Genomic DNA, 17,986 nt, shown 5'->3' with positions numbered 1-17,986 from the left:
TTAAAAAGAAGAGAGTGATTAATTTTCCAGGGCCATTGCAGGCTCCCGCAGGGAACCTGCAATAATGTCATCGACTTAGCCGGTAATGGTGTAGCGGATATGCAGAATGATATCCGTCAGACTGAGTAGCAGATCTTTCTGTCGGTCAGCCACGTCCGGGAAACTCAGGGTCAGCGTGCCGCTGTCATCCACCGGGATCCCTTCGAACGGCAGCCAGCGCCCGTCATTAAAATCAAGCTGGAACTGGCCGCTGTCGTTCATGCCGTGCGACACCGCCAGCGCATTACACCCCTGCGGCAGCGCCACACTGCCCCCGTAGCTCAGCACCGCGCGGATATCCTGATATGGCGCAAGGAGCATTGGCAGCGTGACGCTTACCTGTTTGATACGCCGCCGCGCGCCCAGCTCAGCCGGATAATTACCGGCAATATTCAGTTCGGTGAGTTTCACGCTGGCCTGCAACTGGCCTTCGGCGACCGACAGCGTATTCCCCCCGCTGCCTGCGCTCCCCGAGCCGCTGTGGATAATTGATGCGGACTCATCCAGGAAATTGAACCCCCCGTTCGGCAACCCGCTGTAGAATTTTGCCAGCGACACGGTTTTGCTCACTTCCAGCACGCGCGCATCCTGCTCTATCCACGCCTGCGACATCCGCTCCAGCCCCAGCATCAGCGTTTCGCCCGCCATAAAGCCCAGCCAGTTACCCTGCCACGCTCCCGGTCTGATAAACGTCGTCGCCTCATCGCCGAAGTGCAGCTGCCACGCCCGCTGTGCCAGCAGGCAGCGCGTCAGCGCCGCGTCATAGAACTGGTAGTAAATTGTCGACAGCGTACCGCGCAGCCAGCTGTACAGCGCCTGGCCGCTGAACTTACCCTGCAGGTAATCCAGCTGCGCCTGCGTCTGCGCCAGCTGTGTTTCCACCACCGCTTTCTGCAGCGCCACCCCTTCGCGGCGCACAGCCAGCGACGCCAGCTGCGCATCCACCTGCCTGATCTCGGACTCCGCGTTATCCCGCTGGATCCCCCACTCCTGGCGGCGGCGACGGTACATTTCCGACTGCGTGATTTTATCTCCGGCGATACGTTCAACATCGGCGGCAATCTGTACCCCCATTCCCGTCGCCGACATCAGGGCACCGTAGCGCATACCGCCATCAGCCAGACCGAAGAGATTGGGCACCATATCCAGCCCCGCCGCCACCATATGCAGGGCGGTGGCCGCTTCAGCCGTCACCGAGGAGGCCATCAGCAGGTTCATCGCCTGCGTCTCCCCGGCGTTGACGTTTTCGTCATACAGCTGCCGGTAGCTGTCCCGCCGCTGTTCGGCACCACGGCGGCTCGCCTGCAGCGCCGCTTTGTCCGCGTCCAGTTCAGCCAGCATGTGCTCCTGCACCTGAATGTTCTGGTCCAGCAGCGACACCCCCTGGGTCTGCAGCAGTACGGAGAGCGCCTCCGCATCCTGCCGCTCGGTGATGGCCTGCAGGGTGGTACCGAACTGGATAAGCTGGCTCACCACGCCCCGGGCACTCTCCAGCAGCGTCGGGAAGCGCAGCAGCGGCAGGGACACTGACGGCAGCGAATCGCCCCCGCCGGCAGCACTCACCGCCGCGCTCAGCAGCGCCGACGGGTTCGCCGCCGCCGCATACACCGGCAGGTAGAGCGCCTGGCCGTCTATCGACAGGTTATGGCGCAGGTTGTACAGCCGCTGGCGCAGCGTCTGCCAGTAGCCGCTCAGTTTGCTGTTGAACTGCGGGTAGAACAGCCCCAGCAGCGAGTTCGCCGTGCGGGTTTCCACCTCCGCCACGGTTTCAGTCCGCAGATTGAGCAGTTCTGTCTGGTAAGCCTGCCGCAGGGTCTGGCTGGCGGCGGAGCCCAGTACCGGGCTGGACCAGTTCCCCCGCCCCTGTACCAGCGCGTCGTAGGGTTCATCGCCCAGCAGGTTCAGCGCCTGCTCGTACCACATTTTGGCTTCGTTCAGCGTGTCGCGCTCCAGCAGCCGGTAGGCCGCATCGCCGCGGGCGATGAGTAAATCCAGCGCCCGCATGAAGATGGCGACCTTGTAGTGCATCGGGTCGGACTGGGCCACCGCGTCCGGGTCGACGGAATCGAGCGGGTCCGGGTTCCACGAGGTGTCCTCTTCCAGCGGGCGTACGTTCCACGTCCACGGTGCCGGGGAGCCATTGCTGCTGTAGTAGCCCGCCGGGTTCCAGATGTATTTCATCCAGGTGGTGGCGTCGTCGAATTTGCTTTCGTGCAGCAGGCGCTGGAACACCATCGCCGGCACGTAGAAGAACATCTCCCAGAAATAGAGCGCGTTGGCACCGGTGAAATCCATTGGCTCGGTGTCATTGCTCAGGATATTGACGCTCTGGAACATGCTAATATCCGAATCATCGTTAATGATTATTGCATCGCCGCTATAGATAAAATGGGCTCCCCTCCAGCCTTCGTTAGCATGATCGACCGGCCTGTTTGCATAGACCATAAACACCTGGGCAATAGCCTCACTATTAAGCGGAGTTTCATCGAGTGGCACAAATACCCTGACAGTGGTTGCTGTATCGGCTAAGGTGCCTGAATAGATGGGGTATTTACCTGTGGCGTCAGAAACAAACATCAGGTAGAGGTAGAACGCCCGGCTGTTACCATGGGTGCTGGCGTTGTAGGGCGGAATAACGAAGTCGCAATAGAACCCTTTACCCAGCTTCGGTTCCTGCAGTTGCTGGGTTTCCATCGACAGTACCGCGTCCAGCCCGAGATTGGTGCGGGCCACCAACTGGCGGGCAAACAGCGTGTTAATACGCACGCGGTAAGGCCCGCGTTGCAAATACTGCGCGGCGGCATCGGTACGAATAATCGGCATGACCCGGCTTACTGTGTCTGCCTTTTGGTAAATGGTCAGCGTTCCGTTCTGCTGACCCAGAGAAAACTGCGTACCAACTTGCATATCCTGTGATGTGGCGGTAAACAGAACATCTATCTCTGCTCTTCCGTAAACAAATGCACTTCCAGGAATAGTGAACGGCATATTGGTGAAAGGATAGGTTGTGTACCAACCGGGTTGTGGCCTGTTTTCATTAGTTACATAGTCTGTATGAGAACCGTTATATTCTTCCGTCGAACCTTCACAACTGAACTTAACCTTAACTTTATCAGGGCTAACATTTGTTGAAAACATAGTACTTGCAGACCCAAACTGATGGAAACCATAGCCCACCGAAGTAATTTCATATGAAGACCGCATATCTTCATTCCGAAGGAGAAATATAAATAACGTACGATCCTTCACAGCTGAAGTTAGGGATGGATTATTATTATCATCAAATTCAATTTGTGGATTAGTTCTAATATATTTATCCGATCCGATATAACCTCTGGGTGCAGCATTAACTATATCATCATCATCATTTGTATAAGCAACCATAAATTCCGGGGTATTCGGATCGCTATTTTTCACCGTAATAGGATCTTTAAAAAAGTAAGATGTCAGACCTATGCTCTGCACACTCTTAATCATATCCATTAAAACTCTTCGATTATTTCCATATCTCCCTTTATTCAAGCCATTAAACTGATAACACACATTTGCATTTATAGTGAGATCCACAGACTGCGTATCGGTATTTAATTTCGCGCTGCTAACAGAAAAATTCCCATCTATCATAATTGACAGGTGTTCATATCCCCAGCCATAACCCATTTCCCCGGCAGACCAACTTATTGTTCCGGGGCTAAATAAAAAATTAACCCGCAATTCACTCTGCGTATCATATTGGGGCCAGGAAAAACCATGATAATAACCAGCGTCAGTAATTGCGGCGAACTCATGCTCAATAGAAATAGATATACCGGGTACTTCCTGACCTTTATTATCTGCAGCAGCTTCGGCGGCGGTATAAAATAGTGCAACAATTTCCGGTTTTGCCTCATTACTGTTGGTACAGAACAGACGTTTCGTCGCAATCGCGCTAATTTCCTCTGAAGGCAGGTAATCCGATAACTTACTTTTAAGCGCTGCACTCCAGCTGCCGTCATGGCGCAGGTACGAGAAGCTCAGAAAATAGTCTTTTGCCTCACTCACCGTGCCGCTGTTATCTGTTGCCACCGTCAGTTGCGTCACCCACACCACATACAGCCGGTCATTAAAGACCACCGGCCGCACCATGTTGTTGTACGCCGCGATACCCGTGCCGATTTCCAGCCACTCGCTCCACGCCGTTGCCGGGTACTTCCCGTCCGTCAGCATGCTCTGCTGCAGCGAGCGCCAGTAGTATTTCTCCCCCTCGTCCGTCGATTTGCCGATAAACCACGTCTTCCCTTCCTCTATACTGGCGTTGTCGTGGTAGGCACTCACAATGTCCAGGTTGGCGATTTTCTCAAACTGCGTCATGTACCCCTTAAACGCATCCCCCACCGTGTCCGCACTCAGCTCGCTCTGCCCGATGGTGTTCAGCATCGTGTCCATCATGCTGGTCTGACCGGTACGCACCGTCGGGTCGATATAGTTTTCCGGGTAGTACACCAGCTGCGACACCCCCGCCCACGTGCTGTAGCGTTTGTTGTACAAATCCCAGTCCGTGAAGAACTGCCGCGTCAGCACCGCCTGCTGCACCTCCGCCTCCTGGGCGTTACGGCAGCGGTTCACGTACAGCTGGATACTGGCAATCGCCTCCGCCACCCGCGTCGTCATCACCTGCGACGACACCTGACCGTCTATCAGCAGCCACGCGTACAGCTGCTCCCGGTTGTCCACCCCGGCAATGGCCGCCGTCTGAATGTAATAGTTACTCAGCGCCGCGCTGGTCAGCTCCTCCAGCTGCTGCTGCAGTCTGACCGTCAGCTCTGCATTCAGTCCCGCCTGCAGCTGGTTACTCACCGCCAGCCACGCCCCGTACGACGGGGCGCTGTCATCACTGATGGTCGTGTATTTCAGCGCCACCAGCGCCGCCGCCGTCGACGGTGTGCAGTTCAGCGCCGCGGCAAAATCCAGCCACTGCAGCGTCACGTCCAGCGTCTGCAGCGAGCGGATAATCCCGCCCGCGCCGCTGTCCGCCAGCCCCAGCGCCTGGGCCGCCGCCTGCGGCGTCACTCCCAGCGCCTGCGCCAGCAGGTCGGTGGTCAGTGTTCCCGCCTCCAGCGCCGCCAGCAGCTCCTGTGCGTAATCTCCCGTCTGCAGGATGCGCCGGTTTATCCGCCCCAGCAGGCGCAGCGACTCCATGTCCAGCGGGATGACGCTCACCCCGTCCGCGAACCGTGACGGCGCATCAATCAGCATCGCCAGCAGGTAGTCACTGATGTTCGTCTTGCGCACCAGCAGCACCAGCTGCCCCAGCGCCTGGCAGAACGCCACCAGCTGTGCCGTTTCCGCCTCACTGCGGTCATCCTTCAGCGCCAGCGTGACAAACGTCTTCACGTCCGTCCCGCCCGGTTTCAGCTGCTCCAGCCAGCGCAGGACACTCTCCGCCCGGCCCGACAGCTGCCCGGTGGCGGCTGCCACCGGTGCCAGCGCGCTGATGAGCACGGACACCTCCGCGTCCGCTGAATCCACCGCCCCGCGTACGGCCGCAATCAGGCTGCTGATTTCCGGCGTCAGCACCGTGCTGTGGCGCGGGGTCACCATCAGGTACAGCTCACTCACCGTCCAGCCCAGCTGCGTCAGCCAGCGCGTGGTGCTGTGGACAAAGTTCACCAGCGTGGCAAAGCCGCTCTCATCCAGTGCCGAGAGCGGCGTCTGCCCCCACGGCGACACCGACAGCAGCAGGCCGAGTTCGGTGGCCGTCAGCTGGTGCACATCCGCCAGCAGGTGCACCCGGTAGAGCAGCGCCAGGTTCTCCGCCGTGGCGGTGAAGGTCACGCCCGTCCCCGCCGCCAGCTGCCACAGCGTTTTCAGGTCCGTGCCGCTCACGTGGAAGCCGCGCTTGATGACGCTGGCGCGGAACAGGTGGTCCGCGTCCTGCGAGTCCCAGTCCACCGGCGCGCCGTCGGCGGTGAAACTGCGGTTACTGAGCAGCGGCGTGTTGAACAGGGTGGTGAACCAGCTGACCTGCCCTTTCACCCCCACCGCGCTGATGCGCCCGCCCGCCAGCACCAGTGCGTCTTCCAGGCGCAGGCCGTAGCGTTTCAGGTAGTAGTAGCTGAGGAAGCTCAGCCCCAGCATGCCGGTTTCAAACGGCTCTTCACCGGGGTTGTTGTAAATCAGCAGGTACATCTGCTCGGGGGTGAAACGGCAGGCTTTATACAGGCGGATAATTTTATTCAGGTACAGCAGGTACTGTTCCGCTGACAGGGCGTAGAGCCGGAAGGTGGCCGGTGCATAATAATATCCTCCCGTATCGGCCCTCACCCTGGAAATACCAATGGTGACGCCGGCGGATAATTTCTCCGCCGTAAGAGTAACCGGAATGCTGTAATGCTGATTTGCCTGGGGGGTGAGCTCTCCATGGTATAAATCGGAGCTGTCTCCTCCGGTCGTACCAATATCTAAAATTGTTTTGTTGCTTTGTGTTGAATTAAAACTGAAATTCAGCAGATAGCTGTCCCCGCCCTGCGGCAGCAGCTCCATATAATTGAGCGTACTGTGCAGCCCGCTGCGGACAATCTGCACCACCTGCCCCACAGACGCATCATCACCCGCGACCATCGTGGTCAGGATATTACTGGTGTAATACTGCACCGGTTCAGAAAAGTCATGACTCGTCAGTAAACTGGTTAATACTAAGAGCTCTTCGGGGTTTACATCATAATAAGCGCCCAGCGGCCAGGCATTCGTTAAATCATCGATGGGGGTGCTGCCAAAGTTTTTCTCATATAACGCTGCGGCAGTACCAGCGGATATCTCTTCGGTCAGAATGCGGTACAGCTCCGGTGAGACATCCGCCATGATCGCCAGCAGCGAGGATAAATCCACCTGCTGCGCAATCGCCGGGCTTTCCGCCAGCGCATCCAGCATCGGATCCTGCAGCAGGATCGCCTGCCGCGCACTCTCGTACGCCAGGTGGTACGGCGTGGCGCCGGAGAAACGCCAGGTGGAGAGTTTTTCCATCACCGCGTCGCTGTCCGTCCCTTCCCGGCTGACAATCGTGTCGAGCACAATGTCATTGGCGATCGACAGCGTGCTCACCTCCGCGTCCATGTTGTCCTGGCTCAGCGCCAGCCGGTTCAGATCCGGGCGGCGATTATCCAGGTGACGCACGTTGTCGGTAGTGTGCAGATCCCGGGCCTCACGGTACAGTTCAGTCAGGTAACCAGCAGGCGAGAACATCGAGGCCACCGAGCCGGGTGTTACATACTGTTGCGCGCGGTTGCCAAACCAGGAGGTGTAGTCCCGCAGATGGCTGCTCTGGGCGATACCCAGCCTGACCGCACGGGCAAGTTGCGGGTTGGCCCGGCTGAAAATACGCGCTTCGGCTTCGGTGTTTTTTTTCTGCGCGTCACGGACCGCCTGATCGAGGAACCGGGCCTCGCCCCAGGATAAAACATCCTGATAATTTTCCCAGATCTCGGCAAACGAGTTGGGCATCAGTGAGGCGAGCAGGGAATTTTCATTCACCGTGCTGGAACGGGTGATATTGATTTTATTTAAGATCGTAGAGATATCGTAATAGGAATCGTACATAAGGTATCCCTCAACTTTTTAAATAGGGAAGGCTGGTTAGATACAGATGAAAATTTACGTTGCGAGCAGCCACGCCATCATTAATTAATGCTGGCGGATATAACCCCAGATAAAGACATGCTGTTTTCAGCTTACTGGAGTATGCGTTAAGGCGCTTCGAATGCGCTTACAATGAATTACCGTTAAAAACCTCGTAATAAAGCGGATAGAAGAATGCCCCGCCAGAGGAAGATGAAATACAGCGTAGGATATCCTTGCGCATCACTCCAGCGACGATACACACGACTCAAAACGCGGAAAAAAAGTGATAAACGAGAGCATTTCAAGAGGATAAAAATGCAAAAGGATAAAAAAAGACGGCCCTTTAGAATTTTATCCTGTCCTTTTTAAATAAAAAAACCGCCATAAACCGGATGTGAATTTCAAAGGCATATAAATACCTAGGATTTTTCATGAAAACATTAAAAACACAAATAGGATAATTCACGAAAAATAAAAAACATCCAGGATTCTTCATGATCATTTAGTGCGCAAATATATTTTAGAGCAGAGAGATATTGAAGGACAATATATCCTACTCAATAATGGAGGTTATCTAGCGAGGCGCTGATTGATCTCATCTTTGCTGTGCGAGCAACTCTTTTTCATCGGGGAGAAGTCCACCTGTTGCAACGTCTTAGAATTCAACAGTAGCTCCATATCACCATCGACTAAGTTGCAGTATTTTATGGTTTTTAGCGCAACCATAGCCGGCACACATTCAACGGAATTTACGTCAGCAAGGAACAATTCTTCGATACTGCGATTCTTCTCAAGGACAGCAAATCCCCGTAACGCGTTGCATTTTTCCAGATAGCACGCGGAAAGATTATCCCGCTTATTGATTTCAGAAATAGCTTTTAAATTAGGGTGATAAATCAGACTTAGCGCCGGAGCGGCGATAATTCCCGCCAGGCTGGTTACTTTTGTTCTGCCGATCCGCAACGTTTTCAGCTTATTAAATTCATTAAAATCATTACGGCCTTTTAAATAGGAAATAGTCAGTTTTTTAACTTCGCCATACGATAAAGTGGTGAAAGATCGACGCCTTTTAATTTCACATCATCAGTAATATAAAACGAGACGATTATGTCGTTATTGATCAATGGCGAGAAGTCTGGCTTTTACGGGATAGATAAATTTTATTTGATCAAACTTTTTGCTTGCGACTTACGCACTCCCTTGAGCCAATAAAACAAAAGGAACGTCCAGCTCATGACTATTTTCGTTATAGACAATAGCTTTCATATATTATCTTTAGCACCGAGACACAGAAGTTAATATGTAAGCCACGCCAAATGAGGTAAGTATTAAAAAGAAGTGAAGCGCAACGTCTTCACTTCTTTATGCATCAATGTTGCGCCAGATATTGCTGTACCAGCTCGTTACCGGCAACGCCCATCACATTGAATTGCTTGTATTCGCTTTTATCAAGCACTCTGACGTACTCATCGCCATTGTATAAATGCCCGGCGCTGTGGAATATTTGCAGCTCTTTTTTCCAGTCCGTCAGCGGGATATTACCGATGATTTCCCACTCACCACTTTTGAGGCTATCCACCGCTGCAAAGATCACCTTAGTGATGCCTCGTGAGTTTTTAAACGGCAGAAACTCATCGTGTTGCGGAATGGTTTTATCAGCCTGAATGCTCAGCACGCCAAATGCGAAAGCCTTTTTAAAGCGCCCTTTTAAGGCACAGACGATCTGACACACGGCAAACCGACCATCGGCAGTTGGGATCAGAAAGATATCACCTTCCTGGTATTTTTGACTCATATGCTACCCCTTATGATAGACAGCGCGTCTTGTAAGATTTCTTTACCCCATGCTGAGCTATCGCCAGCGATTTTATAGGTGGGTGCGTTTTTATTTCCGGGGCGGTAAGACCGGATATCATTCAATAAATTTGTTAAAGGATTCATCGACTTAGCGCCACCATGCATACCAATCAGTTTTTCTTCCAGAAATTTAGCTTCAGCTTTGGTTAAGTTGTTGTCAAAAATGATCAGCTGTTCCAGATGCGATTTACCCGGCGTTTTTGCATGGGCGTTTAAACGGGTGGGCGCATCACCGCGCCCAACATAACGGATTTTGCCATTCTCGTGCAGAATATATAACCCTTGCCCTTTGGCGCGGTTGTACTTCTTCTTCGAGCCTCCGGGCGGGCGCGTAGACGGCAGGCCCAGGCAGCGCTGCAAGCCGAGCGGATCGCTCCAGGCCAGTGGATTTGGCGCATATTGGTATACGCTAACCCCCGCCACCATCCCCACGGGATCCTGGCTGATATAGGCCGCAATGTTCGGGTCATAATAGCGATAGCGGTTGTAATGCAGCCCGGTTTCCGCGTCATAATACTGCCCCTGAAAACGCAGCGGGTTGTCGATGCGGCTGGCATAAACCTCTCCTTTCTCGCCCCAGATGCCGCTTTTCTCCGACCAGACAATCTCTCCCTGTGGCGAGGTCAATCTGACCGGCGCACCGTTGGGATCGCAGTGGTAGTGCCAGCTCTGCTTTTCACCCTCTTCTTGCGTCAGTAACGCCAGCGGCCAGAAGCTGTCCGGGTAGTAGATATATTCCCGCATCTCATTGAACAGTTTGGCCTGCGCTTTCTGCCGTTTTAACCTGCCGCCGGTATCGAAAATACTGAGCGCGGCCAGCGGTTCCTGCTGCGTAGTGACCGTTTCCCCCGCCAGCACATCATCCTGCCAGTAGAACCAGCGGGTTTCGCTCGCCGTCTGCTTGAATACCCGTCGACCCAGGCCGTCATAGCCATAGCGCACCAGGCTGTCGCCTTTACGCACGGCGACCAACTGGCGGTTGTCATCCCAGACAAAATCCTCTTTTTCGCCTTCGCACTGGCTATCCCGCCGCTGGCGTAGCTCACCGGCGCGGTCAAACACATAGCGCACGCCGTGGTGAATGCCTTCGCGAAACCAACCGCCCGCGGTGTCATTCACCTCATGCGTTTGCGTCTGCAATTGATTACCGGCGGCATCCTGCACAAATTGACGCAGTGCGCCATCCGGTGCGGTATGCGCCGTCAACCGTCCCACCGGATCGTAACTGTAGCGATCGCTGCCCCACAGGCTATCTTCCCGTAACGTCAGATTCCCGGCGCGATCGTAAGCAAACCCGCTGGCAAACAATGGTAAATCGTGTTGCAGCACCTGCTGGGTACTGAGTCGCCCCAGTCTGTCGAAAGTAAAGGTACGCAGGACATCGGCGGAGAGCTGTTCGCTCACGCATCGCCCGGCCTCGTCGTAGGTGAACAGAATAGGCGCATCGTCGTTAAGCTGTATCTGGCTGAGCCGCTCATGCGCATCGAGGTGATAACGCACCTGATGACCACTGTCGCTTTCGCGTGTGATTAACACACCGCGTTCGTTGTAACCGTAGCGCAGTTGAAAACCATCCTGATCCTCCTGCAGAACACGCCCGGCATCGTCATAGCGCCAGCTCAGCCGCCGCCACGGGTTTTCACACAGCACCATCCGTCCGCAGGGATCGTAATGGTATTTAACCTGTAACGTGTCGCCGCTGCGCCGCTCCGTCAGCCGTTCCCTTTTGTCATAGCCGTAACGCACTTCGCGACCCAGCGGATCCTCGCGACTTATCAACCGGCTGGCCTTATCCCAGCCGTAACGCGTCACCTGCCCCCAATAATCATGCTCTTCCGTCACCCGCCCGAGCGCATCGCGCGTCAGTTGCCAGCGTTGACCATTTTGATTCACCACCGACACCAGGCGATCTTCCGCATCATAGATAAAGCTCAGCGTCGCGCCGTCCGGGGTTTCGCAGGCTGTCAGCATGCCGCTGCCGTTATAGCGAAGCTGCGTAGTGCGCCCCTGCTCATCGGTGTAACTGACTGGATCATCTTCTCGATCGTAGACAACACGTATTTCCCCGCCTGCCGGATCGGTGGTTGCCACCAGACGGTCTTTTCTGTCCCAGTGAAAACGGGTTACCCCCCCGCTTTCGTCAATACGCTCCAGCAGCGTTCCACGTACCGCGTGGCGAAGCTGTATCGCGCCCGCGCCAGCCTGTTCAATCCGCTGCGGAAAGCCATAACGATCATACTGGTAGCGCGTGGGCGAAACACCGGGCACATGCGCCGCGCAAAGCTGCCCAAACGCGTCGTACTGATAACTTGTGGCAACGCCGGTGGGATCGATTTCGCGGTTAAGATTACCGGCCTCACTGTATTCCGATCGCCAGACCGCGCCTTTCTCATCGGTAAGCGCCAGTAATTGCCCGTCATCGTCATAAACCGCCTGAATTACGCAACCATCGGGCATCTGTTCGGCGGTCATGCGCCCCTGTTCGTCATACTCCCAGCGGTGTGTGCTGCCGTCCGGCTCTGTCACTTCCACCGTGCGGCCAAAATCGTCATAGCGGAACACGGTGTTGCCACCCAACGGATCGATTTCCGAGACGGGCAGACCATTTTCATCAAAGGTGATACGCGAAACAGCACCCTGCGAGTCGGTGACTTCCACTTCGTTGAGCAGCGCGTGGTACGCAAAGTGATAATCCCAAACCCCACCGTCGCCCCAGGCGTGGATAACCTGCCAGGCCTCGTTGTACTGGTAGTGAAACCCCTGCCCGTTGCGGTCAACATGGCTGACCATACGACGCTGCTGATACGCAAAACGGCGCGGATGCGACAACGCATCGATCTCCGCGCTCAACTGGCCGTGGGTGTCATATTCGTAGCGGGTAAGCGGCGTTATCTCTCCGTCCAGCACATTATGCAGACGCAGAGAATGCAGACGGTTTCGCTCCTGCGTGACGAGGATTTCGCGCCCGGTCATCCCCGCGTGGGTATACTCACGAATTTTCCGTAACTCGCCCTCTTCCCGCTCAAATCGCCACCCATTACCGCTACGATCGACAATATCGGAAATCGGCAGGCCGCCCTGCTTACCGCTAAAGTGCAGCAGCGGACCACTTTCCTGATCCACCCGCCACACCACCTCGCCATCACGGGTTTCCCGCCACAGGCGGCTGCCCTCCGGCAAACCGTGAATGGCATGTTCGCGTCCGTCGCTTTGCGGCAACGCAGCAAATAATGTCATCCCTTCCGGCTGCGTCAGCAGCGCGACGCCCTCTTCTGCCAGCACATCGAGGCGGATATCTGCCGGGGTTGACCAGCCAAAGCCGCACAGCCCTTCGACCTCAATATCTGCCGACGAATAGCTCCGCGCCCACGCCAGCGGCAGACGACCCGCTAACAGGAAATCCTGCTGCTCCAGGCTGACGCTGCCGTCGCGAATATCCACCGGTTCAGCGCGCAACACGCGGCACTTGAGGAAGCCGGAGTCCATATTACGAAACAGCTTTTGCCGCAGCTTACGAAAGCGGCGCATAAACAGCCGCCACTGCGGCGTTTTCTTCAGTTTCTTGAAGCCTTTACCCAGCCCGCTTAACCCGGCGCGCATCAGCAGCGCCATCAGGTTGATGGTCGGCGGGCCGCCAACCACCACGTTATTGGGAATGGCGAGGTTAAAGGTGAGTGGGAGTGTGAGAGAGAGCGGTTTTGGCTTGGTGGCGCGCTTGAGGCGAAACGGCGGTACAAGACCAATAATGTTGCAGCTCAACACCGGCATGCCGATGCGCGAGAACGGCTCGCCGTCCACCGAGACGGTTTTGCTGCCCATAAACAGCTCGTCTTCAATCTGCGGGCCGCCCGGCGCGCGCAGCGGCGGCACCCATACGCCGCCGACCGGAATATGCACCGCGATTCCGCCCGTTCCTGCACTCGCGCGCTTAATGCTGTTGACGTGCACCGTGGTGCCAATCAGCGGCAGGTAATCGAACACGTCAAAAACAATGCCGATATGCGGCGTTGGCAGCGGCCACGGGTAGGTATGAATATCCAGCCCGAGCTGCGGATCGAAGTGCGCGCCGGAGTGCATAAGTCTGGCCTCAGAACATGGCGCGCAGTAACGCGCGTAAGAACGTTCGAACCTCTGTCGCCAGCTCGCTATCGGAAAGGCTTAAAAACAGCAGCGCGAGCAGCGTGACGACAACAATAATAATGATGCGATTTTTCATAGCGGGTTGCTTCCTGCAGTGTCAGATAACGATGCGTCATGGTTGCCCCAGGCGGGCAGGTTTTGCCACTCGCCAGGGGGCGCATCAAAGGGGTGAGCGATCTCCGGCAGGCCGTTCCAGTGCGGGTGTAATTTCTCCCGCGCCAGCCGGATAACACGGCGAAAACTGTCATCGCCGCGACGGATCAGATTTTCCCGCTCCTCGCGGATCACGGTAAACATGGCCTCAAGTTGTAACTGCAAGCGGCTTTCAGCCTGCTTAACCTGCGCGACGGTCGGTTCACTGAGCAGCGCCGCTTCCGCCTGCTGGATCAGCCGCTGTTTTTCACGTTGCCAGCGCGCAGCGCAGGCTTCAAGCGCCTCGGTGCGGCGCTTATCGTGCATACGCAATAAATCCTGAAACACCAGCGGCAGCGTGGTCTGGCTGCGTTCGGGCAGCGGCACGCTTTCCGCCGCCTGCACGGCACGCGCGTACTCCTCCATCGCCGTCGGTCGGTGACCGGCGAGCCAGAGGCAAAAACCGGACATGCGCCAGCCTTCCATCTCAAATACCGGATGGGGAATGGTCTGCGCTTCCAGCGCCGCCTGGCGATACCCTTTCGCCGCTTGCAGGTGATCTTTTTTCGCAAACCACGCGCCCGCTTCACCGAAGGTGCTTTGCGTGCGCAACTGCCCTTTCAGCGCCGGATCAGGGATATCACAAGCGAGGGTTTGTGCCTGCCGGTAGTGGGTGACGGCCTGCGCATGGTCGCCGCCTTTTAGCCAGCCACCGGCCATCAGGTTGTGCATCATCGCTTGTTGATCCGTCCAGCCGCGCCGCTGCGCAATGCCCAGCGCCAGCTCGCCGCGTGCGGCGACTTGTGCAGCACTGCCTTTTTCCAGCAGCAGCATCGCGTCCGCCAGGTAGCGGCGAAACAGCAACCGGTCGGCATCGGTATCCGTCTGCTGCTGCGCGGTCTGGTGCATCACCCGCATGCCATCGACTTCATCGACAATCAACTGCACCTCGCGCGGATGCGCCTCATATAACGGCTGCCAGATCGGTTGTTCCAGCGTATCAATCAACAGCACACGCGGGGCACTCGCATCCTGCTCCAGCCAGCCTGCCAACCAGCGCGCCAGGGCGCTTTCGTCGCTGACGCCGGAGGGTTTAAGCACCAGTACCAGGTAACGGAGATCGTCGGCGAAAGCCTGTGCGAAGCTCTGTAATAAGCTGTTCAGCTGCGCCGGGGAGTAACAGGGCAGCCAGGGTTCCGCGTTCCAGGCGGCGGCATTTTCCGTGGCTTCGTACTGCTCGACAAACTCCCGCCCCAGCGCGTCGCTGTAGCCATAACCGGTTTCGAAGGGGGTATTCAACCCAAGAAACAGATCCGGCAATGTGCGGCCTTCCGCGTGCTGCTGCAGGGCGATAAAGGCATCCAGCAGCGATTCGCCGCCTGCCGGAACGCGCCAGATAAACAGGCGGGTGCGCGCGGCATTCTCGCTGGCGTCCAGCCAGCTTAGCTCCAGCTCGCTCATCACTTTTTCTGTGGGATTCTTTGCCGCGCGCATTCCGTGTCCTTATCAGGCGTTAAGCTCGATTTTCTTGCCATTGACCATCACGCCTGCCGCGTTAATGGTGATGGTCGAGCCGCCCGCGGTGATCTCCACGCTGCCGTTGCCAATCAGAATGCCGCTTTCGCCGACGTTGATCTGGAAGGTATCCGTTGCGCTGTCCGCCACGCTGCCCTGGGTAAAACGGGTGTCGCCGCCGGTGATGCTCAGCGTGCGTCCGGCACCAATATTCACCTCTTGCTTTTGCACCACCGTGCGCACTTCACTGCTGCTGACAGTGACATTGCGGTTGCCGGTCACTTCCAGTGTCTGGTCGCCGGTGACCTGCACAGTGCGGTTTTGCTGCACGCTCACTTTTTCGTTGCCCTGCACGGTGCGGGTTCTGTCCTGCACCACGGTCAGCGTCTGGTTGCCTTGCACTGTGCCGGTGTTGTTGCTCTTCACCGTGGTGGTGTGGTTGCCGGTAATGGTCTCATCGCGGTTTTGCTCGACACTGAGGGTTTCATTGCCTTTCACGCTTTCCGTGCGGTTCTGCTGCACGGTAGTGGTTTCGTTACCGTTGATGGTTTTGCTGCGATCCTGGCCGATAGTGACGGTTTCATTGCCGTCCACTGTGCGGGTACGGTTCTGTTTGATATGGCTGGTTTCGTCTTTGCCAACGGTTTTGGTGCGGTTGCTGCCAACATCATGGGTTTCGTCGTTTTCGACTTCGGTATCCATGTTGCGTTCGGCATGCAGCCAGAGTTGCTCCTCACCGGGTTTGTCTTCAAAGCGCAGGGCGTTAGCGTTATCCGGCGAACCGTCTTTCGAACGGCTCATAAAGCCCATCTGCGTCGCCGCCGCCGGCAGCGCCCACGGCGGCATGCTGGCTTCGTTATAAACGCGGCCAATGATTATCGGTCTGTCCGGCTCACCGTTAATAAAATCGACCACCACTTCGTCGCCCACGCGCGGGATCTGCACACCGCCGTAGCCCTGCCCGGCCCACGCGCTGGAGACGCGCACCCAGCAAGAGCTGTTCTCATCGCCCTGGCTTTGCCGATCCCAGTGGAACTTCACCTTCACGCGGCCATATTTATCCGTCCAGATCGACTCACCTTGCGGCCCGACCACGCGCGCCGTTTGTGGGCCATAAGTGCGCGGCCAGTCGGTGACCGATGCCGGGCGAAAAGGCGTTGTCGCCGGAATAACGGTAAAGGCGATGTTGTGCTGTGAGCTGAAAGGCCCACCGGAGGCGTACTGATTCTCTTCAAACGCATATTGGGCGCCAATCACCAGCCACTGTGCGTTATCGGCGAAGTTTGGCGCATTGGTAAGCCGAAAAAGATGGCCGGGCGCGATACCGGTCGCGGTGCCGGAGCCTTGCATTTGCTGCTGCTCCGCTTGCCATGCCTGCTGGCGAATACGCGCGTACGCTTCACCGTCGCCATGCTCAACAAAGCGGCCAGGCCAGTCATAGACATCAATTTTCCCGGGGCTTGGCGAAACGGGGTTTTGCAGGGTTTGCAGCATCCAGGCGTGCGGCTTGCGGAAATCGTAATCATCGGTGCTGTACAGACCCGGCGTCACCACGTGGTTCGCCACCAACTGGCTGATGCCCTCTTCGTTGACCGCGCCGCCGCCGGTTTGCGCGTGCCAGGGGATAGTGCCGTAACCGGGAAAAGCTTCGGCCTGCGAGTAGTCGTCCATCAACACCAGCGTGTGGCCCTCTTTGCTGTGACGAAACAGGTAGCTGATGCCTTCAAGCTCCAGCAGACGGCTGATGAAGTGGAAGCTACTTTCACCATACTGCACGCTGTAATCCCACTGGCGGTAGCTGCGCGTCAGCTTGTCTTCAACCCTGACGTTGTATTCCGAAAACAGCGTTTTGGCGATATCCGGCACGCGCTGCTGCTGGAAAATGCGGAAGTTGCGATCGCGCATCATCGGCCAGAAATCAGGTTCAAGTGTTACCTGATACGCCGCATAATGCGTGCCGTCCAGCTCTTCGGTGCGCACCGAAACGGCGGTCACTTTCCCGGAAAGATAGCGTTCGCTGCCCGGCATCTGGCACGGGATCACCACCGTCATCTCCTGCCCGAGCAGTTTTTGCCGATCAAGGGTGAAGTCTTTGCTCAGCAGGTCAACCTGAAATCGAAAAGGGGTGGAAAGGTGCTCTTCACCTTTCAGTTTCCAGAACAGGAGTGAATCACTGCCAACGGATGACAGGACGGTTATCCGGTTAACCATACGTATTCCTTGGTAGCGGCGGCGGATATTTCGGGAGAAAACGATTTGCGGGAAATCATTCAAAAGAAACTTATACGCGCGCGTATTATTTACTAACAACCAATGATTACGATTAATATTATCTGCAGTTCATAAAAACGACAGTTAAATACATCTCAGAATCGTCTTATTTTATAATTAAAATAATAACTTATTTAAAATCAATTCAGTGCAAATTACCATACTAAAAAAGAGGACTTCAGGTTATTCGATTCAGCTAACAATAAATAATGACGCATCATATATTCTTCAATTTACAATAATATCTCCCTAAATGAAACTTGCGTATTTAAAATTATAAACAGCCGTCAGTTGGCCTACATTTTTAAACTTCGGTGCGGGCTATGGCATCCACCGTTGCCGATTTGCGGTTTCGCAACAGCCCGCTGCCCAACAGTTGTCCGCTGTCGCACAGCCAATGGCCTTTAGCACATTTGCGCATATTCTTATTCGGATA

7 protein-coding genes are annotated in these 17,986 nt (G+C 55.9%); all 7 read right to left on the bottom strand.

Annotation, left to right across the window (positions count from 1 at the left end):
* Nucleotides 1–75: 75 nt before the first annotated feature.
* The 7 genes from M8Q36_RS07630 to M8Q36_RS07605 all read right to left on the bottom strand — a co-directional run bounded on the left by M8Q36_RS07630 (nucleotide 76) and on the right by M8Q36_RS07605 (nucleotide 17,490).
* A complete protein-coding gene (locus M8Q36_RS07630; RefSeq protein ID WP_249880493.1) occupies nucleotides 76–7,614 on the bottom strand; it encodes a Tc toxin subunit A-related protein in 7,539 nt (2,512 codons plus the stop codon).
* A gap of 591 nt (nucleotides 7,615–8,205) precedes the next feature.
* On the bottom strand, nucleotides 8,206–8,598 hold the full coding sequence (locus M8Q36_RS07625) for a hypothetical protein (RefSeq protein WP_249880492.1): 393 nt from the start codon (nucleotides 8,596–8,598) through the stop codon (nucleotides 8,206–8,208).
* A 406-nt stretch (nucleotides 8,599–9,004) separates the two neighbouring features.
* Nucleotides 9,005–9,430, bottom strand: coding sequence for an immunity 26/phosphotriesterase HocA family protein (locus M8Q36_RS07620; protein ID WP_249880491.1), 426 nt, complete (start codon nucleotides 9,428–9,430; stop codon nucleotides 9,005–9,007).
* Entirely contained in the window at nucleotides 9,427–13,569 is a 4,143-nt protein-coding gene (locus tag M8Q36_RS07615; protein WP_249880490.1) for an RHS repeat-associated core domain-containing protein, read from the bottom strand. Before M8Q36_RS07615 ends, M8Q36_RS07620 begins: the two co-directional genes overlap by 4 nt.
* Nucleotides 13,570–13,579: 10 nt before the next feature.
* The gene (locus M8Q36_RS25460) at nucleotides 13,580–13,708 is read right to left on the bottom strand and encodes a hypothetical protein (RefSeq protein ID WP_020456137.1); all 129 of its coding nucleotides are present in this window, start codon (nucleotides 13,706–13,708) and stop codon (nucleotides 13,580–13,582) included.
* On the bottom strand, nucleotides 13,705–15,258 hold the full coding sequence (locus M8Q36_RS07610; protein ID WP_249880489.1) for a hypothetical protein: 1,554 nt from the start codon (nucleotides 15,256–15,258) through the stop codon (nucleotides 13,705–13,707). The genes M8Q36_RS25460 and M8Q36_RS07610 overlap by 4 nt, the downstream gene beginning before the upstream one ends.
* A 12-nt stretch (nucleotides 15,259–15,270) precedes the next feature.
* Nucleotides 15,271–17,490: a type VI secretion system Vgr family protein gene (locus M8Q36_RS07605; RefSeq protein ID WP_249880488.1), complete on the bottom strand. Its 2,220-nt coding sequence runs from the start codon at nucleotides 17,488–17,490 to the stop codon at nucleotides 15,271–15,273.
* Nucleotides 17,491–17,986 lie beyond the last annotated feature (496 nt).

The organism is Kosakonia sp. R1.Fl (genome assembly GCF_023516815.1).
GTDB lineage: Bacteria > Pseudomonadota > Gammaproteobacteria > Enterobacterales > Enterobacteriaceae > Kosakonia.
The sequence above is the reverse complement of the archived record's forward strand: the minus strand, read 5'-3'. Positions and strand labels throughout refer to the sequence as shown.